The sequence below is a fragment of the Pseudoalteromonas sp. SG45-1 genome, assembly GCF_014164135.1.
GTDB classification, from domain to species: Bacteria; Pseudomonadota; Gammaproteobacteria; order Enterobacterales; family Alteromonadaceae; genus Pseudoalteromonas; species Pseudoalteromonas distincta.
Genome location: NZ_JACJEP010000015.1, coordinates 82,169 through 102,422, shown reverse-complemented (window position 1 = coordinate 102,422; position 20,254 = coordinate 82,169). Strand labels below are relative to the sequence as shown.

Sequence of the window (20,254 nt, the reverse complement as noted above, 5' to 3'; positions counted from 1 at the left end):
TCATGAACACTCGTGAAACAGGGTTAATAGCATGGTTTGCCCGAAATCCCGTTGCAGCCAACCTACTAATGATATTTATATTAGTGGGCGGTATTTTAATGGCAATGACCATTCGCAAACAAATGTTCCCACAGTTTGAAAGCAACTGGATAAGCGTACAAGCAGTTTACCCAGGTGCAGCCCCGCAAGAGGTTGAAGAAGGCATAACCATAAAAGTTGAAGAAAACCTCGAAGGTATTGAAGGCATTAAACGCCTAATTACGTACTCTAACCGTGGTTTTTCACAAGCGTGGATTGAAATAGAAGAACAATACAATCCACAAGAAGTACTTGATGAAATTAAAGTACAAGTTGATTCAATAAACACCTTTCCTGCGGGAATGGAGCGCCCTGTTGTGCGCCGCGATAAGTTTGAGCAAGAGGTAATGATACTCGCGCTTTACGGCGACATGAGTAACTACCAGTTAAAAGAGCTTGGCAACGATATAAAAGACGAACTACAAGCACTGCCTCACGTGAATCTTGTTAATTTTAACGGCGGCTTAGAATACGAAATTGGTATAGAAGTCAGCCCTGATAAACTACGCGAGTACGGCTTAACATTTAGAGATATTGCAGGCGCGGTGCAAAACTTTTCGGCAAATATGTCGGCGGGGCAAATACGCTCTGAAAATGGTTATATATCGATGCGTGTTGAAAAACAAGCCTACCGTGGTTTTGAGTTTGAAAAACTGCCACTTATTACCCTTTCTGATGGCGCACAAATTTATTTAGGCGATGTAGCAACCATTAACGATGGCTTTGAAGAAGGCTTACAGTATTCAAAATACAATGGTAAAAATTCACTCTCGTTTGAAGTAAACGCATCAAAAGATCAAGATATTACCGATGTAGCAAAAGTTCTTAAAAGCTACATGGCGGCTAAAGAGCCACTTTTACCTGCAGGCGTTAAGCTATCTCCTATTGTTGATTTAACTTACTACCTTGAAGGTCGACTCGATATGATGGTCGATAACATGATTTGGGGTGGCTTGTTAGTAATGATAGTGCTGGCACTATTTTTACCGCTACGCTTAGCATTTTGGGTAATGATGGGTTTACCGGTGTCTTTTCTGGGCGCCTTTTTGTTTATGCCTATTGGCTTTTTAGATGTAACAATTAACCTAGCCTCTCTTTTTGCCTTTATACTTGTGCTCGGGATTGTTGTTGATGACGCCATAGTTGTGGGCGAGTCAGCCAGTGCCGAAATAGAAAAATACGGTCACACACTTGATAACGTTGTACGCGGTGTAAAACGCGTTGCGATGCCAGCAACCTTTGGTGTACTAACGACTATTGCGGCATTTTTACCTCAAACACTCGCAACCGGCCCTGGCGCTGCTTTTTCTAAGGCCATTGGTGGCGTGATTATTTTATGTTTGATTTTTTCACTCATTGAATCAAAACTTATTTTACCTGCGCATATTGCAGCAATGAACCCACGTAAACCAAATCCTAAAAACCTATTACACCGCTTACGTATGGTGATTGATAGCAGCTTAAAAAGCTTTGTGAATAACTACTACCTTCCTTTTGTTGGCCGCTGTATTCATTATCGCTATACAGTGATTGTCGGCTTTATGTGTTTGCTTATTGTAAGCGCAGGTATGTTTGCAGGTGGTTTAGTTAAGTTTGTACCAAACCCTAAAATACCGCACGACTTTCCGCGTATTGATATAGAAATGAACCTTGCCTCATCTGAGCAAGCAACGCTTGAAACCGCACGTAAAATAGAAAGCGTGTTGTTACAGGTCGATCAGCAACTACAAGAGCAATACGGTAAACCGATGATCCGCGATTTATCGGTAAGCCTTCGCGGACGAACTGAAGCAAATATTATGGCCATTTTGGTAGAGCCTGATTTACGCCCTATCGACACCTTTGCCCTAAGTGCATTATGGCGTGAGCAAATGCCCGCTCTACCCGGCATTAAAACCATGACCATTCAAGACAGTATAATGAATGGCGGTCGAGATGATGGCGACGTTAGCTTTAAACTTGAAGGCAAAAATGCTGACGAGCTAAAAGAAGTGGCTGGTAAATTAAAAGCCAAATTACAAACAATGGAAGGCGTTGGCGACGTAAACGATTCAATGCAAAGCGCTACCGACGAAGTGCAACTTGATTTAAAACCACTCGCTTACAGCATGGGTTTAACGCTTGCTGATGTAGCGTCGCAAGTTAGCTTTAGTTACTACGGCTTAGAAGCGCAGCGAATATTGCGTGAAGGCGAAGAAATTAAAGTCATGATCCGCTATCCAGAAGACGAACGTAACTCAATAAGTGACATAGCAAGTGTGCGTATTATCACACCCACAGGCGCTGAAGTACCGCTAAGTGAAGTAGCCGAAGTTAAGCTTGTTGACGGTGTAAACCGTATTCGCCGAGAAAACTCTAAACGCACTGTAAACGTATGGGCTGCGGTAAATACCGACAAAGCCGAACCATTTGCGATTGCAGAGGAAATTCGTGATGAATACTTACCAACATTACTTAAGAGCTACCCTGGCGTTACAAGTGATGTAGCTGGGCGCATTCAAGAAGAGATGGATAGCGCTTCAGAGCAGCTTCGTGATTTTGGTATATCAATGATGATTATATTTGCCTTGTTAGCCATTCCGCTTCGCTCTTACTCGCAGCCACTTATTATAATGTCGGTTATTCCGTTTGGTGTAGTGGGCGCGATGTTTGGGCATATGATTTTAGGTATGACCATGAGTAGCTTATCGATGTTTGGCATTATTGCTGTAGCGGGTGTGGTCGTAAATGATTCCCTCGTTATGGTTGATTTTGTAAACAAAGCACGCGCTGAAGGTGTTGCGATTAAGGATGCTGTAATGCAAGCCGGTGCTCGTCGCTTTAGAGCGATATTACTTACCTCAATCACTACCTTTATTGGTGTAATGCCAATTATTTTTGAAACGAGTTTACAAGCTAAAATTGTTATCCCAATGGCTGTATCACTTGCTTTTGGTGTGTTATTTGCCACAGTAATTACACTGATACTTATACCGTGCCAGTATGTTGCACTAGAAGATGCTAAACGATTAGTACGTAAAATGCGTGGCAAGCCACCACTAGTAGATGCCCAACCAGCGCCTACAAATAGCTAAATTAAGTAACATCCCAACCAAAAAAGCTCGGCATACTATGCCGAGTTTTTTATTTGAAATAACTATGAACCAAGTGTAAGTTATTATTTCGCATTCAAAAAAGACTTTATTAAGATGGCACAATGGCACGATGAGAAAACAAAAATCAAAGATATCTTTGATGCAATTAGAAATTTTGGATTAGTCGGTCTAATTTTTTATACATCTACAATTAGCTTTTTAAGAGCTAATTCATCTGAATCACTTAGCTACATCTACTTATCAATTAGCATTATTTTATTGTTGTTATCATTCTACTTATATTACTTGAATATTAGCTCTTTTTATAAAACAGTTAAAAGAGAATATAAAGCTAACAATGTAGGGCATCTATTCTATATTTTAATGCCAGCATTTATGCTTGTTTTAAGTATTCAAGTTTATATCCTAACTACTGTAGAAATTAAATTAAAAGATGGTAGAAACTTGAGTGAACTAACGATAAAGGACATATTAAATTTTGATAATAAAGAAATATCTTCAAGAGAATAAGTATTTGGGCTTTATTAATAATTCGATAAAAAGAGAGAAAATATTGCTCGTTTTTTATTCCTAATACGTTATGGTATTTAAATAACAAAATAAAATTAAGGAACAGCCATGAATACATCTCCCTCTGATCACATTCCTCAAGAAGCCTTTGATTGGTATGACGAATACGCCCACGGTTTAATGGACCGTCGTACTTTTATGAAAAAACTCGGAGGGCTTGCTGCACTTGGTTTTTCAATGGCTGTACTTACATCAGCATTATTACCTAATTACGCGCTGGCTGAACAAGTGTCGTTTAACGATGACGATATAACGGCAACGTACGAAGAATTCGATTCGCCAAACGGGCACGGTAAAGGCAAGGGTTACTTAGCAACCCCTAAAAACATAGAAGGTAAGCTCCCTGTTGTTCTTGTGATACACGAAAATCGTGGATTAAACCCATACGTAAAGGATGTAGCAAGACGCTTAGCGAAGGTAGGTTTTATTGCATTTGCGCCCGATGCGCTCTTTCCACTGGGTGGCTACCCTGGTAACGATGATGAAGGACGCGCCATGCAAAAAACCATGGACCGCGCTAAAATTCAAAACGATTTTGTAGCCGCAGCACACTTTTTAAAATCGCATGCTAACAGTAACGGTAAGTTAGGCGCTGTCGGTTTTTGTTTTGGTGGCTACATTGTTAATTATTTAGCGGCAGTAGATAGTAATTTAATCAGCGCCGGAGTGCCTTTTTACGGTACTCCAGCCAGCGAAAGTTTACGTAAAAACATTAAAGCACCATTAATGATTCAATTAGGCGAGCTTGATAAACGTGTAAACGCGTCGTGGCCACAGTACGAACAAGACTTAAAAGCCAATAACGTTGAGTACACTATGTATATGTATAAAGGGGCAAATCATGGATTTCATAACGACTCTACAGGTCGATATGATAAGGACAATGCCGAGCTTGCATGGCAACGTACCGTTGAGTTTTTTAATAAAAAGCTAAGTTAAGCTAAGTTAGCGAATAAAAAATAATGCCACCTGCTCAAAGTAGGTGGCATTATTAAAGTAATTAGCTATTTTTTGCTTTAAACTTTTTTGCTACGCATAACTAATAACGACAACAAAACGAGTATATAAATACTCAAAGATCCACCGCTGCTGGAGCCATCTTTATTTTCGACTTTTGCAATTTTCTCTTCTTTAACACGTGTTTTAAACCTTGCTAGTTCTGCATCTAAATTAGTACTCATATCACTAACCGCTAGATTAAAACCTTCAGCCGACTTTTCAGATAACGTTTCATCAATACCTATTGCTGTTGTTCTTTTTTCAAGCTTACTTATACCAGGTGCTCTAAATAGCATTTTTCTACTTTTAATATCAAAAACAGCTGTATCCACAAAGGTTTGGATTGTATTTTCATTACCTGGAATAACGTACATACCCACTATTGTCCAATAAAGTAAGGCTGCATTATTTTCATACGATTGCGTAATTTGATCATATGAAACCAGTGCCATTACATCTACATCGTAAAGTCGCCCTACTTGCTCGAGTGTTGCAAAACCTTCACCACCCTTTAAATAGGTGCTTGGTATAACTTCAATGCGGTCAATGTAATTATATTGAAGAAATGACTTTTTTACTTTTTCGAGTAATTCGACTTGGTTTTGGGTCTCTAACCCGTCTGGCTGCCAGTTTTTAGACGGTACAAATGCAATTCCGACGGTAACAGGGAGTTTTAAAACAGGTATTTCAGGTTTATAGGTAGCACGGCTTTGTTGATCAGGATATAAAAAATCCATTAAGCTACTAGATTGTGTATTTTTACCTGTATTGTTACTCATAAACGAGCTACAAGAAGCAAGTAAGGCCGCCATCAAAATGATTATATATTTATTAAATTTCATATTTATTCCTTTTTATTTTTAATTTAATTCAGTTACGTGCCAAAGCTCACCCGATGGTCCCCATAAGTAAATAACGCTACCCCAAGGTTCTTGCTTTATACCCTCAAAGCGGATGTCAAAACCGTTTAGGTTACTAATGAGTTCGTATGCTTCATCTATATTTAACACACAAAGTTGCAGCATTAAGTTTTCAGCAAACGTTTTATTATAATAACGCTGTAAAAAGAACGTACATTCGCCAAAGGTACACACACATAAATCATTTGAAGCATCTTCAATCTTAAATCCAAGCGCTTTATAAAAGCGCTGAGATTGTTCATAGCTTTTACAGGGAATAAAAACTCTAATATCATCAACTTGCATAACTCTTCCTAAATTAGCTCAGTACGCTTTTATCAATAATTCCTTTATTTACCAACTGCTGCAAAATAGCTTGGGATTTTGCTCTGCATGCATCACGTAGTAAACGCACCGCTGGGGTTATTGACTGCCTACTTGGGCAAATAAGCCAAAGTTCACCATTAACATGTTGATAATCTTGCATTACAGTAACCACCCTGTCATTGAGTAAATCGTCAGCCATATCAAGGGCTGATTTTACAGCCAAGCCTTTACCCGCAACGCACCAGCGCCTTACTAAATCGCCATCGTTTGAGGCGCGCCTGCCATTCATTTTAACTTTAAATTTTGACTCACCATCGGTGAATTCCCACGTATTATTTATAATATCCTGCAACTGATAAAACAAACCTTGATGCGACGCTAAATCATCGGGATGCATGGGAGCCCCGTTTTGTAAGAGATATTCGTCAGTTGCACATAACAAGCGCGGTACGTTACAAATTTTGAATCCATAAACGCTAGCATCATTAGGCGAGCCATAACGAAGCGCTATATCAACTGAGTCACGGTAAAAGTCGATATTACTATCACTTATATGCGTTCTTAAACTTAGCTTTGGATAAGTGTCCATGAGTTCATCAATCCATGGGATCACTAAGTTACGGCCTAAGTCAGATGAAAGGGCAACACGCAGCTCGCCTTCTATTTCGTCGTGTTCACCTTTTAGATTTTGCTTTGCAAGCTCAAGTACAGCTAAAGCCTGCTCACATTGTGGTATGTAGCGCTCCCCAGCAGCCGATAACCTTAAATGACGTGTTGTCCGAACAAATAGCTCACTACCAAGGGCTGCCTCAACACGTTTAATAGCAGCGCTTGCTGTAGCTGTACGCATATCTAACTTAGCAGCTGCGAGCGTAATACTTCTAAACTCAGCGACTTTTAAAATAAGTTTTAAATCTTCTATGTTCATATTATCTATTTATATTTGATAATGATTCAACAATTATGCGGTTTATCTATATTAAAGCAAGGTCTACTATATATCCATCAGCTAGCCAAAGCATGGCTTGCAGCTTATATGTAAACAAATTAGGACACTTATTATGAAAGCCATTGGTTATAAAAAATCTCTTCCTGTTTCTAACCCTGAATCGTTAATTGATGTTGAATTACCACAGCCAGTTGCAACTGGTCGTGATTTATTAATTAAAGTTAAAGCTATTGCAGTTAACCCAGCAGATTACAAAGTGCGTGCATCTATGCCCCCTGCTGATGGTGAAATAAAAGTTATTGGTTGGGATGCTGTTGGTGAAGTTGTTGCCATCGGCGATGCTGTAACGGCATTTAAACCTGGCGATGCTGTTTACTACGCAGGTGATATTACCCGCCCAGGTAGTAATGCAGAATTTCAATTAGTGGATGAGCGCATTGTAGGGTTCAAACCACAAAGCTTAAACGATGCTGAAGCTGCTGCATTACCCCTTACTGCAATAACAGCGTACGAATTATTATTTGAGCATTTAAACATTGTAAAACAAGCAGCTGATGCAAAAACAAAATCAGACGAAGTTATTTTAGTAACAGGTGCCGCAGGCGGCGTTGGCTCAATTTTTATCCAGCTTGCTAAAGCGATTACTGGTGCAACAGTGATTGCCACTGCATCGCGTGAAAGCTCACAAGCATGGGTTAAAAAACTAGGCGCAGATTATGTTGTTGATCATACAAAACCATTACCCGCTCAAATTGACGCATTAAACATTGGCTCGGTAACACATGTAGCAAGTCTGCACAGTACTGATACTTACTTTGAAGCGTATACAGAGGTACTTACACCATTTGGTAAAATTGCAATGATTGACGATCCTGAGTCATTAGATGTTAGTAAATTAAAAATGAAGAGCTTATCGCTACATTGGGAATTTATGTTTGCCCGCTCAATGTTTAATGCCAAAGATTTAATTGAGCAAAGCAAGTTATTAAATCATGTTGCTGAGTTAATTGACCAGGGCCATATTCAAACAACTATTGGTAAAAATCTAGGCATTATAAATGCGGCTAACCTGCGTATTGCACACGCAGAACTTGAAGAAGGTCGCTCTATTGGAAAAATAGTGTTGGAAGATTTTTAATTCCATAAATACTAAATACGCGCTGCCTGAATTAATTGAAGGCACCAATGTAATTGGTGTCTTCAGCCAATATTTCGGGGTGGCTATGGCTGTATTTATATTTATTAAAGAAACTATTACCTAATAATATTTGATAATGATTCAACCATATACCTGTTTATCATATTGTAATAACCCACTACTATCCGTACCTAGCTATATTGATAGGCTTTACTTTACGTAGATATCAATTGAATTAAATAAGTAGAGTGATTTAAAAACACGATATTATTTTTGTAATAAATTTTTAAAAGGGTTTGTTTTTACTAAAACTGACTCAACATAGTAAATACTGGTAAAACACCTACTCAATGGAGAAACTAATGACTCACCCTATTATTAATGACTTAGAAAAGCGTTACACAGCAAAACGTTACGATGCAACGAAACGTGTATCTCAAGACGATTTAGCCGTTATTTACGAAGCTATGCGCCTATCTCCATCATCTATTAACTCGCAGCCTTGGAAATTCATCGTAATTGAATCAGATGAGGCTAAAGAGCGTATGCATAGTACATTTGCTAATAAATTTGCGTTTAACCAGCCACATATTAAAACAGCTTCGCATATAATATTATTCGCTCACAATCCTAAATATACCCGCGATGACTACGCACAAGTTATTGATGCAGATATTAAAAATGGCCGTACTAAAGCAGAAAATCGCGAACAAGCTTTTGGTGCTTATGCGTTTGTTGATATGAATACTGATGAGCAAGGCGTTAATGAAGAGTGGACTAAAGCACAAACTTACATTGCACTGGGTAACACTATGCATGCCGCTGCACGTTTAGGCATTGATTCAACCCCAATGGAAGGCGTAGATGCCGAGCTGATTGGCGAAGTCTTTGAAAAAGAACTTGATGGTTACGTATGCGACGTGGCATTAGTACTTGGCTATCATGATAGCGCTGAAGATTATAATGCTAAATTACCTAAATCTCGCTTAGCAAAAGAGCAAGTTATTCAGGTTTTATAAGTAATACGTTATAAACTTAAATGATAACAATATTAAAAAACCACTTATTTAAATAAGTGGTTTTTTTGCTTTAAAGCAGTTTAGCTTACTTTGCGCTGTGCAGCCTGAATGTGTTGCACTAAATCTTCAATAGAAACCACGGTCATATTATGTTTATTAGCATAATCACTCACCTCAGGTAAGCGCGCCATTGAACCATCAGGATTTGTTAGCTCGCAAATTACGCCAAATGGTTTTAAGCCGGCAAGTTGCATTAAATCAACGGATGCTTCGGTATGGCCACGACGCACTAATACGCCACCCGTTTGTGCTTTTAAACCAAATACATGCCCTGGGCGCGATAAATCACTTGGTTTTGCATTATCCGCTGTCGCTGCTTTTATAGTAGTTACTCTATCAGCAGCAGACACACCTGTTGTTACGCCATGCTTAGCTTCAATAGTGACTGTATAAGCGGTGTTATTTTGACTCGTATTGTTAGCTACCATTTGCGGTAAGTCGAGCTGTTTAATGCGTTCCTCCCCCATGCATAAGCAAACAATGCCGCTGCCTTCGCGGATCATTTCGGCCATTTGAGAAGTCGTTAAATGCTCAGCTGAAAAAACAAAGTCGCCTTCATTTTCACGGTTTTCATCATCAACAACAAGTACGCCTTGGCCTTGCTGTAGTGCAGTGATTGCGCTTTGTACGCGGGTATGGCTTTCGCCGAATTGAGTAAGTAGAGACTGAATCATCATTATATTCCAAATAAAAATAATAGATTCAGGACTGTGAAAGGATCAGTAATACATCACTTAAATTTAAAGCGATCACTACCAAAATAGCTTAAATAAAATAACAAAAAGCACGCAGCAAAATGCAGCGCACACTGTTATACCAATAACATTAAATTAGTGACTAATTATAGCGCAAAGAAAAATAGCTCACTTAACGCGATACAACAGTCATGTCTTTAATAAAATTGGTTTTAGTATAATAAGCCATATTCTCTTTCATCCGGACTGTAACCGTCGGCTCTGGCATCTCACCAGATCTGCTTGACCTTTACTTAACCTAAAATAAGTTAAATAAAGCGCTCGCGGGCTCGTTTAAGTCATAAAAAACATTAAACATACCGCCGGTGGGGAATTTCACCCCGCCCTGAGAATTTACAGTAAGCATTAGCACTTACTGTAGGCATATTATACGCTTGTATTTATTTGTTTTTCAAAACTAAATACAATAAAAACTACGAAAGTTGAATATTTAACGATGCGCGATCTACTATACCTTCGTTTATATCAGCAACTAGCGTACAGGTAGCACCATTGACCAAATTTAAGTTAGGTTGAACGTGCCCTATATCCGCATCAAAAATTACAGGAAATAAACACCCACCTAGCGCAACATCAAGCGCATGGCGATAATCAAAGGCATCGTAATGACCTTGTGTTATTTCACTTCGCCCTAAAACCAAGCCATTGATGTCATCAAATATACCGGCTAATTTTAATGACAGTAAAAATCGTGCAACGGTTGTTGGTGTAAGTTCTGAGTTTTCGAGGTATAAAATAAGCCCTTCGGGCGCACTGTCCTTTTTAAACTCATGCAGCGCTAAAAATGGCGAGTCGAGCAATAAACCTACGGTATCTAAACACCCACCAAATAACCGACCAGACATTTCTATGGTACGTTTATCTGTGTAGTTTAAACATTGCCAGTTTGTGGGCTCACTCGGGCTGAGTAATTCGTTCGGGTTTTGCGCGTAATTAGGCTTATTTTTTTGGTATAAAGAAGAAGGACCTTGCTCAAATTTACTACCGGCTTCGTAGGTCAGAGTTTCAAATATTTGTAAACTGTACGGATTTTTTTCATCTGGGTGTAACTGCATAAGATTAGCGCTGTGAAGGGTTGCCCATTGGCACTTAGCAGTGAGTGCACATGCAATAGTACTCACATCAGAAAAACCAACTAACCACTTAGGCTTTGCTTCTTTAATGGCGTTAAAATCAAGTAGTGGCAGTATTTCCATTGCCAGCTCACCACCCATTGGCGGCATAATCGCATCTATTTCATCATCTAATAAAAAACCCATTAGCTGCTTAGCATGCGCTTTAGCATTAAGCTGTTCGCGTGGTTTGTTTTGACGTAAAAACTCGCCTTCAACAACATTATACCCTCGTTGTTGTAGTCCATTTATAACAATATCTAATCGTCCGTGATACTTTTCTTTTAGCCCAGATGAAAGCGAGCAAATAGCAATTTTAGAGCCTACTTTTAAAGGCGCTGGGTAAAGTATATTAGCCATTGAGTGTTCCTTTTAATGAAGTGATTATGTACCTATATCATCATGCTCACTCTTTATGCAATATGAACACCCTTATCAGTATAGTGATTTATTTAGGGCATAAAAAAACCGATGTAAATACATCGGTTTTTATTTAAAACGTTAAAGTGAGTTATGCGTTAAAGATACTCAACTTCAATGATTTCGTACTCAACGATACCTTTTGGCGTTTGGATAGACACTGCATCGTCTACTTGTTTACCAATTAAGCCACGTGCAATCGGTGAATTAACAGAAATTAAGTTGTTTTTAATATCTGCTTCATCATCGCCTACAATACGGTATTTTACTTCAGCATCCGTATCTACATTTACTATAGTTACGGTAGTACCAAAAATAACTTTGCCCGTATTTGGCATTTTAGTTACGTCGATTATCTGAACATTTGAAAGTTTAGCTTCAATTTCTTGAATACGACCTTCACAAAAACCCTGTTGCTCACGTGCAGCGTGGTACTCAGCGTTTTCTTTTAAGTCACCGTGTTCACGCGCAACAGCAATGTCGGCGATAATTTTTGGACGGGTAACTGTTTTTAATTCGTTAAGCTCTTTGCGCAGTAAATCTGCGCCACGAACTGTCATCGGAATTGATTGCATACTTTTCTCACTTAACACCAAGGCCCTAGTTGGCCTTGGCACATTTCCTTAGTTCAATCGCAGGTGTAGCTCTTGAACTGACGTTACTTTACTACGGTCATCTGCTTTGTTAGCAGTACAGTTAGCAAAAGCCGCGTTCAAGGTTGTCGTATAGTTGGTTTTATTTTGCAATGCACCACGACGTAACACCTTCGAATCTTCGATCGCTTGGCGACCTTCGGTGGTATTAACGATATAGCTGTACTCTTTATTCTTGATATAATCAAGAATATGCGGGCGGCCTTCATATACTTTGTTTACACGTCGTACTTCAATGCCAGCTTCTTCAAGAGCTTGTGCCGTGCCACCCGTTGCGTCAAGTTCAAAACCTAAGTCGGTCATAATCTTGGCTAATTCAACAATGCGTGGCTTATCGCTATTACGGACAGATAATAACGCGCGACCACCGCGTGGTAAAGTGTTGCTTGCACCTAATTGTGCTTTTGCGAATGCTTCGGCGAAAGTATCACCAACACCCATCACTTCACCCGTTGAGCGCATCTCAGGGCCACGAATTGGATCCACACCCTGAAACTTAGCAAATGGTAAAACAACTTCTTTAACGCTGTAATAAGGAGGGATCACTTCTTTAGTAATACCTTGGCTTGCCAAAGACTGACCCGCCATACAACGAGCCGCCACTTTTGCAAGCGCTACACCGGTTGCTTTTGATACAAACGGTACAGTACGTGCTGCACGCGGGTTAACTTCAATTAAGTACACTTTGCCATCTTTTACAGCAAACTGTGTATTCATTAAGCCAACAACACCAAGCTCAAGCGCCATGTCGGTTACTTGCTTGCGCATCACATCTTGCACTTCTTGCGATAAAGAATGTGCTGGTAATGAACATGCTGAGTCACCAGAGTGAACACCGGCTTGCTCAATGTGCTCCATGATACCGCCAATAATTACTTGCTCGCCGTCGCAAATCGCGTCAACGTCAACTTCAATTGCGTTATCTAAGAAACGGTCCAGTAATACAGGTGCTTCGTTTGATGCAGATACAGCTTCGGTCATGTAGCGACGCAAATCGTCTTCATCGTATACAATTTCCATTGCACGACCACCTAGTACATACGACGGACGTACAACGAGTGGAAAACCAATTTCAACTGATTTAAGTAGTGCTTCTTCAGTTGAAGTTACTGTTGCATTTTCTGGCTGAAGTAAGTTCAAACGCTCAACAAGTTGTTGGAAACGTTCGCGATCTTCTGCACGGTCAATCGCATCAGGCGAAGTACCTATTACTGGAACGCCATTCGCTTCAAGCTCACGCGCTAATTTAAGTGGTGTTTGACCACCGTACTGCACGATAACGCCTTTTGGCTTTTCAACACGTACGATTTCGAGTACGTCTTCAAGTGTAATTGGCTCAAAGTATAGTCTATCAGATGTATCGTAATCGGTAGAAACCGTTTCAGGGTTACAGTTAACCATAATAGTTTCATAGCCGTCTTCGCGAAGCGCAAGCGAGGCATGTACACAACAGTAATCAAATTCAATACCTTGGCCGATACGGTTAGGGCCGCCACCAATAACCATGATTTTGTCTTTATCTGTTGGGTTTGCTTCACACTCTTCATCGTAAGATGAGTACATGTAAGCTGTGTCTGAGCTAAATTCTGCGGCGCACGTATCAACACGCTTGTATACTGGCACGATGTTTAATAGGTGACGTTTTTTACGAATTTCAGCTTCAGATACACCAGCAATTTCAGCTATACGTGGATCTGCGAAACCTTTGCGTTTAAGTTTACGTAGGAAGTCGGCATTTAAACCAGCCATACCTACTTCACCAATTTTTGCTTCGTCTTTTAAAATATCTTCTATTTGTACTAAGAACCAGCGATTAACTTTAGTCAGCTCATAAACATCATCAACGCTCATACCATGGCGCATTGCATCGGCAATGTACCAGATACGCTCAGCACCTGGTTCGCGTAATTCGCGGATGATTTTTTCTTTCGCTTTAGGGTCATCAAGTGCAACTATTGGGTTAAAACCTGTTGCGCCCACTTCAAGACCACGTAATGCTTTGTGTAATGATTCTTGTTGGTTACGACCAATCGCCATTACTTCGCCAACTGATTTCATTTGCGTAGTTAAACGATCGTTAGCACCGGCAAATTTTTCAAAGTTAAAGCGAGGAATTTTTGTTACAACGTAATCGATTGAAGGCTCAAAAGATGCTGGAGTTTTACCGCCAGTAATATCGTTTTGAAGCTCGTCAAGCGTATAACCTACTGCTAGCTTTGCAGCAATTTTAGCAATTGGGAAACCCGTTGCTTTTGATGCAAGTGCAGATGAACGTGATACGCGTGGGTTCATCTCAATGATAACCATACGGCCATCTTCAGGATTAATACCAAACTGCACGTTAGAACCGCCAGTTTCTACACCAATTTCACGTAATACCGCCATAGAGGCGTTACGCATAATTTGGTATTCTTTGTCGGTTAGCGTTTGCGCTGGTGCAACGGTGATTGAATCGCCAGTGTGAACACCCATAGGGTCAAAGTTTTCAATGGTACAAACAATAATACAGTTATCGTTTTTATCACGTACAACTTCTGTTTCGTACTCTTTCCAACCAATCAGTGATTCATCAATCAATAATTCGTTTGTTGGCGATAAGTCTAAACCACGTTCACAAATTTCTTCAAACTCTTCCATGTTGTAAGCAACACCGCCACCGGTGCCACCCATGGTGAAAGAAGGACGAATGATACATGGTAAGCCAATTCGGCTCATTGTATCTTTAGCTTCTTCCATTGAGTGAGCAATTTCAGCACGAGGACATTCAAGGCCAATGTTTTTCATTGCTACGTCAAAGCGTTCACGGTTTTCTGCTTTGTCGATTGCATCCGCCGTTGCGCCAATTAGCTCAACGCCGTGCTTAGCCAATACACCGTGCTTGTCTAAATCAAGTGCACAGTTTAATGCTGTTTGACCACCCATTGTAGGCAGTACTGCATCTGGCTTTTCTTTTTCAATAATTTTTTCTACCACTTCCCAGTGAATTGGTTCGATGTAGGTAGCATCGGCCATTTCAGGATCGGTCATGATAGTTGCAGGGTTTGAGTTAACTAATATAACTCTATAGCCTTCTTCTCTAAGTGCTTTACACGCTTGAGCACCAGAGTAGTCAAATTCACAAGCTTGACCAATTACAATTGGGCCTGCGCCTAAGATAAGAATGCTTTTTATGTCGGTACGTTTTGGCATTATTACTCCAGTTAAATTAGTGTTTACGCGCTTGCATCAAATCGATGAAGTGGTCAAATAATGGTGCTGCATCATGTGGACCTGGACTTGCTTCAGGGTGACCCTGGAAGCTAAACGCAGGCTTATCAGTACGATGAATACCTTGAAGCGTTCCATCAAATAACGATTTATGCGTGGCACGAAGCGTACTTGGTAGGCTTGATTCTTGAGCTGCAAAACCATGGTTTTGAGCTGTGATCATAACTACATTACGGTCTAGGTCTTTAACTGGGTGGTTACCACCGTGGTGGCCAAATTTCATTTTTTCTGTTTTAGCACCTGAGGCAAGGGCTAATAACTGATGACCTAAACAGATACCAAAAATAGGTGTGTCGGTTTCTAAAAAGGCTTGAATGGCTTCAATAGCGTAAGTACATGGCTCAGGATCACCAGGGCCATTAGATAGGAAAATACCATCAGGGTTTAAAGCAAGTACGTCAGCGGCTGAAGTTTGCGCTGGTACTACTGTAAGTTTACAACCACGGTCTACAAGCATACGTAAAATATTACGTTTTACACCGAAGTCGTAGGCAACAACATGAAACTTTTCATCAGCAGCGTCAAGGGTTTTAAATCCTTCACCTAATGTCCAGCTTGATTCGCGCCACTCAAAATTTTCCTTGGTTGAGACAACTTTTGCTAAATCCATACCTTTTAAGCCTGGGAAGGCTTGCGCGGCTTGTAACGCTTTATTTTCGTCTAGCTCGTCACCGGCAACAATACACCCGTTTTGTGCGCCTTTATCACGCAAAATTCGAGTTAGCTTTCTAGTGTCGATGTCCGCAATACCTAAAATATTACGTTCTTTTAAGTAATCATCTAACGATTGCTCGTTACGAAAGTTACTTGCTAGCAGTGGCAAATCACGGATCACTAGGCCTTTAGCCCAAATTTGATTCGCTTCTTCGTCTTCGCTGTTGGTACCCGTATTACCGATATGTGGGTACGTCAAAGTTACGATTTGTTCCGCGTATGATGGATCAGTCAAAATTTCTTGATAACCAGTCATAGACGTATTGAATACCACTTCACCGACTGACATGCCGTCAGCGCCGATTGCAGTACCGCGAAACACTGTGCCGTCTTCTAGGACTAACAGAGCGGATTTAGTCAAGTTAAACCTCCTAACAGTAAAAAACGGGAGTAAGCAATTGCTTAACACCCCGCCAATACCCAGAGGGATCGTCAAAACCAGATTTTTGTGAGCTTAAATTGTTTTACGCAGTCTTAAATGATGCAGATGTAAAGCATTCAACCTTCAATCATTTTTCTTGCCTAAAACTATTTTCATTCCCACTGAAACCCTGGATTTACTAGCCACTTGGGTATAATTGGAAACACGCATTTAGTAATTTTTGGCAAATTGGCTGCATATTACATGAAGTTGCTATTTAGGTCTAACATTATTTGGTTAATTGTTACAAATAAGTCACTGTAGGTGAAATTAGACCCAAACAGTTAAAATAGTAACTAAACTACTTAAGATCTAGCACATCTTGCATATCATAAAGTCCAGCAGGTTTGTTTTTTAACCAGCTTGCAGCCCTTATAGCACCTAGAGCGAATGTCATTCTCGAACTTGCTTTATGTGTTAATTCAAGCCTTTCGCCCATTGTAGCGAAGTATGCGGTATGTTCACCTACTATATCGCCCCCTCTTAGGACAGAATAACCAATCTCATTTTGAGATTTCGCTGTTTCTACTTGGCTTCGGTCATATACCGCAACCTCGTCGTGATCCCAGCCTTTCGCTTGCGCGATTGACTCACCTATTGCCAGTGCAGTACCCGATGGTGCATCTATTTTATGACGGTGATGCGCTTCAAATATTTCGATATCTAAATCGTCACCAAATTTAGTCGCTGCAGTTTGCACAAGGTTAAGTAATACATTGACACCTACGCTGTAATTTCGCGCAAATACAATAGGGATATGTTTAGCGGCATCGTGTAATAGCGCCATATCATCATTTGTTAAACCTGTTGTGCCAATTACCATAGGAATTTTTTGTGCAACAGCTGTTTTTAAATGGTTTTTCATACCCGCTGGCAGCGTAAAGTCGATTAAAACATCTACATCATCTATTGTACTTTCGTCGCTAAAGCTAACACTGTTATCGGCTGCGCTATTTACTTGATTTACATTAATGCCCAATAGCGATGAACCACTACGAACATATGCGCCTGTAAGTTGTGTTTGCTCTTTAATTGTCGCGGCTTCTAATAGGGCTAAGCCCATTCTGCCGTTAGCACCAAAAACACCTATTCGATTTGTAGTCATGGTTTTTACCTAATTTTATTTGAATCCGTTTATTAGCTATATATCCGGACATTGCAAAATACGCAGGTGGGTATTTTTATGCAGTTGGATAAATATTAATCGCTGAAAATCGCGTTGCTTTATAGATATTATCTAAAAGTCATGCAATAGTCAGGTGACCTTTTAATTTAATAATAATAACAATACCAGTTTACTTTAGCCATCTATACATTTAAACTTCTCTTTCGCGTCGATTTGGTCTTTGGCTTGCGGACGCTGCGGCTATCAACTTTTTAAAATAAAAAGTTGTACTGCTAAATTCAGCTAAAAGAGGAGTTTTGGCTGTGATAAATTTTACTGGTTATGAGGATTATGATGCAGCCATCATTTAATAAAAACAAAGCAATACTTTCTTTACTTCCCCTACTTACCTTTGTAGCGCTATTTTTAGGCTCAGGTTTGTATTTGCAATCGCAAGGGGTTGATTATGCTTTTTACCAACTACCTGCACCTGTTGCTATATTGCCCGCCATCATGCTTGCGTTTATTTTAAATAAAGGCACGGTAAACCAATGTGTAGAGACCTTTATTAAAGGTGCCGGACACAACAATATTATTACCATGTGTTTAATCTACTTACTTGCAGGTGCTTTTTCGGCTGTGGCAAGTGCAACCGGTGGTGTAGATGCGGTAGTAAATGCAGGCTTATCGCTTATTCCACCTTCGTTATTGCTCCCTGGTTTGTTTTTAATTGCGGCCGTTGTTTCTACTGCAATGGGAACGTCAATGGGTACGATTGGCGCCATTGGCCCTATCGCTTATGCGGTATCAATTAAAACGGGTATAGATCCAGCATTAATGGCCGGTACGATTGTATCTGGCGCTATGTTTGGCGATAACTTATCTATTATTTCAGACACCACTATTGCAGCTACGCGCACGCAGGGCTGTGAAATGAAAGACAAGTTTAAAGAAAATCTTAAAATTGCAGTCCCTGCAGCCATTCTAACAATCGCCCTGTTGTTTTATTTAACACCTGCTGCACAAGTAGTTGAAACTAAAGATTATGATATTTGGTTGGTACTTCCTTATGCCTTTATTTTAGTGTTAGCAGTTGCTGGCTTGAACGTATTTGTAGTGTTGTTTAGCGGTATTATTTTTGCCGCATTAATGGGCTTTACCGGTAGTTACGAAGGCGCAAGCTTTGTAAAAGATATTTACAAAGGCTTTACTGATATGCAGGAAATATTTTTACTTTCTATGTTTATTGGCGGCTTATCTGAATTTATTCGTATTAACGGTGGTCTTGATTACATTGCTCAAAAAATTCAAGCGATTACTAAAATCATTGCAAAATGGCACCGTAAAGTGGCAGATCAATTAGGTATCGCTGCGTTAGTTTTAACAAGTAATGTATGTATTGCTAATAACACAGTGTCTATTATTGTCGCGGGTCCTATTGCTAAAAAGCTAGCAGATGACGGTGAAATAAGCGGTAAACGCTCTGCCAGTTTACTTGATATATTTGCCTGTGTTACACAGGGTTCATTGCCATACGGTGCCCAAGCATTGTTATTAGGTGCTACGTTTAAAATTAGCCCGTGGGAAGTATCAACGTCTTCTTATTACTGCTTTATTTTAGCATTTACAGCCATTGCAGTTATTTGCTTACGCCGCAATAAAGCATAGTTTAAACACCGACACTATGTTGCAGCTTAATAAGTAAGCTGCAACATATGTTAAAATAATGCTCTACATATCAATCACTTTTGCTATAATGCGCGCCTTCGCGTGTCACTAAAATTATAGTTAAATACAGATATGAAATTTAAAAAATTACTTCCTCTCGTTACTTTTACATCAATTGCTTTATCGTCTTCTGCTTTTGCGGCTAATTGGAGCAGCACAGCACTACATATTAATAATGGCGACCAAAAAAACCCATTCACTGAGCAAGAGTCAAACACCACTGTTTACTCGGTTCAACATGCATCGGGTTACGATTACGGCGATAACTTCTTTTTTATCGATTACAGTAAAGACGATACCGATGATGGTTACCAAGATGCTGATTTTTATGGTGAGTGGTATTCAACGGTAAGCTTATCGGCCATTAGCGGCGAAAAAATTGGCGCAGGCGCATTATTAGATGTGGGCCTTACCGGTGGTATTAACGTTGCTGGCGACGCTAAAGTAATGAAATACTTGCCTGGTGTTAAATTAAGCTGGGATGTACCTGGGTTTAACTTTTTTCAAACGCTGTTCACAGCCTACATTGACGATAGTGAAGGTGTAGCAAAAGGCGGGGCTCCTATTGAAACAAATAGCTGGATGCTTGATGTTGCCTTTGAATACCCTTTTAATATTGGCTCACAAAAATTTAGCTTTAAAGGCCACGCTGAATACATTGCAGAGCGTGAAGATGAATTTGGTAACGATGTAGAGGCGTGGATACTCGCACAGCCTATTTTAGTATGGGATATGGGCCACGCTCTTCAAATGAAAGAAAACACACTACTGTTGGGTATGGAATTACAATACTGGCACAATAAACTAGGTACTGAAGTCACTGAGTCAGTGCCACAAATCCATATTGAGTGGACGTTTTAAGCTTTAACGATACTCGTTTTACCCTACATTAATAAGCGAAGCTCTATTTTAGCTTCGCTTTTTTCATCTCCAAATTAAACAACG

The 20,254-nt window shown here is 40.0% G+C and carries 16 protein-coding genes and 1 riboswitch; of the genes, 7 read left to right on the top strand and 9 right to left on the bottom strand.

Features of this window, described 5'->3' with window-relative positions; genetic code table 11:
* The first annotated feature begins 2 nt into the window (after positions 1-2).
* From H5117_RS13565 to H5117_RS13555, 3 genes are all read left to right on the top strand, one after another.
* The gene (locus H5117_RS13565; protein WP_182738325.1) at positions 3-3,152 is read left to right on the top strand and encodes an efflux RND transporter permease subunit; all 3,150 of its coding nucleotides are present in this window, start codon (positions 3-5) and stop codon (positions 3,150-3,152) included.
* Positions 3,153-3,266: 114 nt separating this feature from the next.
* Positions 3,267-3,683 (top strand): hypothetical protein, encoded by a 417-nt coding sequence (locus tag H5117_RS13560; RefSeq protein WP_007581892.1) that lies wholly within the window; start codon positions 3,267-3,269, stop codon positions 3,681-3,683.
* 108 nt (positions 3,684-3,791) lie between these two features.
* The gene (locus H5117_RS13555; protein ID WP_182738323.1) at positions 3,792-4,682 is read left to right on the top strand and encodes a dienelactone hydrolase family protein; all 891 of its coding nucleotides are present in this window, start codon (positions 3,792-3,794) and stop codon (positions 4,680-4,682) included.
* Positions 4,683-4,759: 77 nt separating this feature from the next.
* Here the strand turns inward: H5117_RS13555 and rhlP are convergent, their stop codons facing one another.
* From rhlP to H5117_RS13540, 3 genes are read right to left on the bottom strand one after another with little or no spacing between them, the layout of a single operon-like run.
* The gene (gene rhlP / locus H5117_RS13550; RefSeq protein ID WP_182694435.1) at positions 4,760-5,584 is read right to left on the bottom strand and encodes a rhombotarget lipoprotein; all 825 of its coding nucleotides are present in this window, start codon (positions 5,582-5,584) and stop codon (positions 4,760-4,762) included.
* An 18-nt stretch (positions 5,585-5,602) separates the two neighbouring features.
* A complete protein-coding gene (locus H5117_RS13545) occupies positions 5,603-5,947 on the bottom strand; it encodes a lactoylglutathione lyase (RefSeq protein WP_024597431.1) in 345 nt (114 codons plus the stop codon).
* Positions 5,948-5,960: 13 nt separating this feature from the next.
* A complete protein-coding gene (locus H5117_RS13540; RefSeq protein WP_182738321.1) occupies positions 5,961-6,896 on the bottom strand; it encodes a LysR family transcriptional regulator in 936 nt (311 codons plus the stop codon).
* Between the two features lie 133 nt (positions 6,897-7,029).
* On the opposite strand from H5117_RS13540, the gene H5117_RS13535 reads away from it, so the two are divergent.
* The gene (locus H5117_RS13535; protein WP_182738319.1) at positions 7,030-8,055 is read left to right on the top strand and encodes a zinc-binding alcohol dehydrogenase family protein; all 1,026 of its coding nucleotides are present in this window, start codon (positions 7,030-7,032) and stop codon (positions 8,053-8,055) included.
* Positions 8,056-8,417: 362 nt separating this feature from the next.
* Positions 8,418-9,074: a nitroreductase family protein gene (locus H5117_RS13530; protein ID WP_004335410.1), complete on the top strand. Its 657-nt coding sequence runs from the start codon at positions 8,418-8,420 to the stop codon at positions 9,072-9,074.
* A gap of 80 nt (positions 9,075-9,154) precedes the next feature.
* Here H5117_RS13530 and ribB read toward each other — a convergent pair whose 3' ends face one another.
* From ribB to dapB, 6 genes are all read right to left on the bottom strand, one after another.
* Positions 9,155-9,808 carry a 3,4-dihydroxy-2-butanone-4-phosphate synthase gene (gene ribB, locus H5117_RS13525; RefSeq protein ID WP_182738353.1) on the bottom strand — a complete coding sequence of 218 codons (654 nt, stop codon included), beginning with the start codon at positions 9,806-9,808 and terminating at the stop codon, positions 9,155-9,157.
* Between the two features lie 246 nt (positions 9,809-10,054).
* Positions 10,055-10,226: riboswitch (FMN riboswitch) on the bottom strand.
* A 76-nt stretch (positions 10,227-10,302) separates the two neighbouring features.
* Entirely contained in the window at positions 10,303-11,361 is a 1,059-nt protein-coding gene (locus H5117_RS13520; protein WP_182733697.1) for a S66 peptidase family protein, read from the bottom strand.
* A 158-nt stretch (positions 11,362-11,519) separates the two neighbouring features.
* Positions 11,520-11,996 (bottom strand): transcription elongation factor GreA, encoded by a 477-nt coding sequence (greA, locus tag H5117_RS13515; RefSeq protein WP_004335404.1) that lies wholly within the window; start codon positions 11,994-11,996, stop codon positions 11,520-11,522.
* Positions 11,997-12,044: 48 nt separating this feature from the next.
* Positions 12,045-15,263: a carbamoyl-phosphate synthase large subunit gene (gene carB / locus H5117_RS13510; protein WP_039487473.1), complete on the bottom strand. Its 3,219-nt coding sequence runs from the start codon at positions 15,261-15,263 to the stop codon at positions 12,045-12,047.
* A 16-nt stretch (positions 15,264-15,279) separates the two neighbouring features.
* On the bottom strand, positions 15,280-16,416 hold the full coding sequence (gene carA, locus H5117_RS13505) for a glutamine-hydrolyzing carbamoyl-phosphate synthase small subunit (RefSeq protein ID WP_004335400.1): 1,137 nt from the start codon (positions 16,414-16,416) through the stop codon (positions 15,280-15,282).
* 361 nt (positions 16,417-16,777) lie between these two features.
* On the bottom strand, positions 16,778-17,581 hold the full coding sequence (dapB, locus tag H5117_RS13500; protein WP_004335398.1) for a 4-hydroxy-tetrahydrodipicolinate reductase: 804 nt from the start codon (positions 17,579-17,581) through the stop codon (positions 16,778-16,780).
* Between the two features lie 354 nt (positions 17,582-17,935).
* Here dapB and H5117_RS13495 point away from each other — a divergent pair, with 354 nt between their 5' ends.
* The gene (locus H5117_RS13495; protein WP_004335396.1) at positions 17,936-19,249 is read left to right on the top strand and encodes a Na+/H+ antiporter NhaC family protein; all 1,314 of its coding nucleotides are present in this window, start codon (positions 17,936-17,938) and stop codon (positions 19,247-19,249) included.
* Between the two features lie 132 nt (positions 19,250-19,381).
* Positions 19,382-20,170, top strand: coding sequence for a nucleoside-binding protein (locus H5117_RS13490; protein ID WP_149602436.1), 789 nt, complete (start codon positions 19,382-19,384; stop codon positions 20,168-20,170).
* The last annotated feature ends 84 nt before the right edge of the window (positions 20,171-20,254 follow it).

Bases quoted from the DNA above. Each gene is read 5' to 3' on its own strand.
- H5117_RS13555 (WP_182738323.1), top strand. From the start codon at position 3,792: ATGAATACATCTCCCTCTGATCACATTCCTCAAGAAGCCTTTGATTGG.
- H5117_RS13490 (WP_149602436.1), top strand. From the start codon at position 19,382: ATGAAATTTAAAAAATTACTTCCTCTCGTTACTTTTACATCAATTGCT.
- H5117_RS13560 (WP_007581892.1), top strand. From the start codon at position 3,267: ATGGCACAATGGCACGATGAGAAAACAAAAATCAAAGATATCTTTGAT.
- H5117_RS13545 (WP_024597431.1), bottom strand. From the start codon at position 5,947: ATGCAAGTTGATGATATTAGAGTTTTTATTCCCTGTAAAAGCTATGAA.
- carB (WP_039487473.1), bottom strand. From the start codon at position 15,263: ATGCCAAAACGTACCGACATAAAAAGCATTCTTATCTTAGGCGCAGGC.
- rhlP (WP_182694435.1), bottom strand. From the start codon at position 5,584: ATGAAATTTAATAAATATATAATCATTTTGATGGCGGCCTTACTTGCT.
- ribB (WP_182738353.1), bottom strand. From the start codon at position 9,808: ATGATTCAGTCTCTACTTACTCAATTCGGCGAAAGCCATACCCGCGTA.
- H5117_RS13565 (WP_182738325.1), top strand. From the start codon at position 3: ATGAACACTCGTGAAACAGGGTTAATAGCATGGTTTGCCCGAAATCCC.
- H5117_RS13495 (WP_004335396.1), top strand. From the start codon at position 17,936: ATGCAGCCATCATTTAATAAAAACAAAGCAATACTTTCTTTACTTCCC.
- H5117_RS13520 (WP_182733697.1), bottom strand. From the start codon at position 11,361: ATGGCTAATATACTTTACCCAGCGCCTTTAAAAGTAGGCTCTAAAATT.
- H5117_RS13540 (WP_182738321.1), bottom strand. From the start codon at position 6,896: ATGAACATAGAAGATTTAAAACTTATTTTAAAAGTCGCTGAGTTTAGA.
- dapB (WP_004335398.1), bottom strand. From the start codon at position 17,581: ATGACTACAAATCGAATAGGTGTTTTTGGTGCTAACGGCAGAATGGGC.
- H5117_RS13535 (WP_182738319.1), top strand. From the start codon at position 7,030: ATGAAAGCCATTGGTTATAAAAAATCTCTTCCTGTTTCTAACCCTGAA.
- greA (WP_004335404.1), bottom strand. From the start codon at position 11,996: ATGCAATCAATTCCGATGACAGTTCGTGGCGCAGATTTACTGCGCAAA.
- H5117_RS13530 (WP_004335410.1), top strand. From the start codon at position 8,418: ATGACTCACCCTATTATTAATGACTTAGAAAAGCGTTACACAGCAAAA.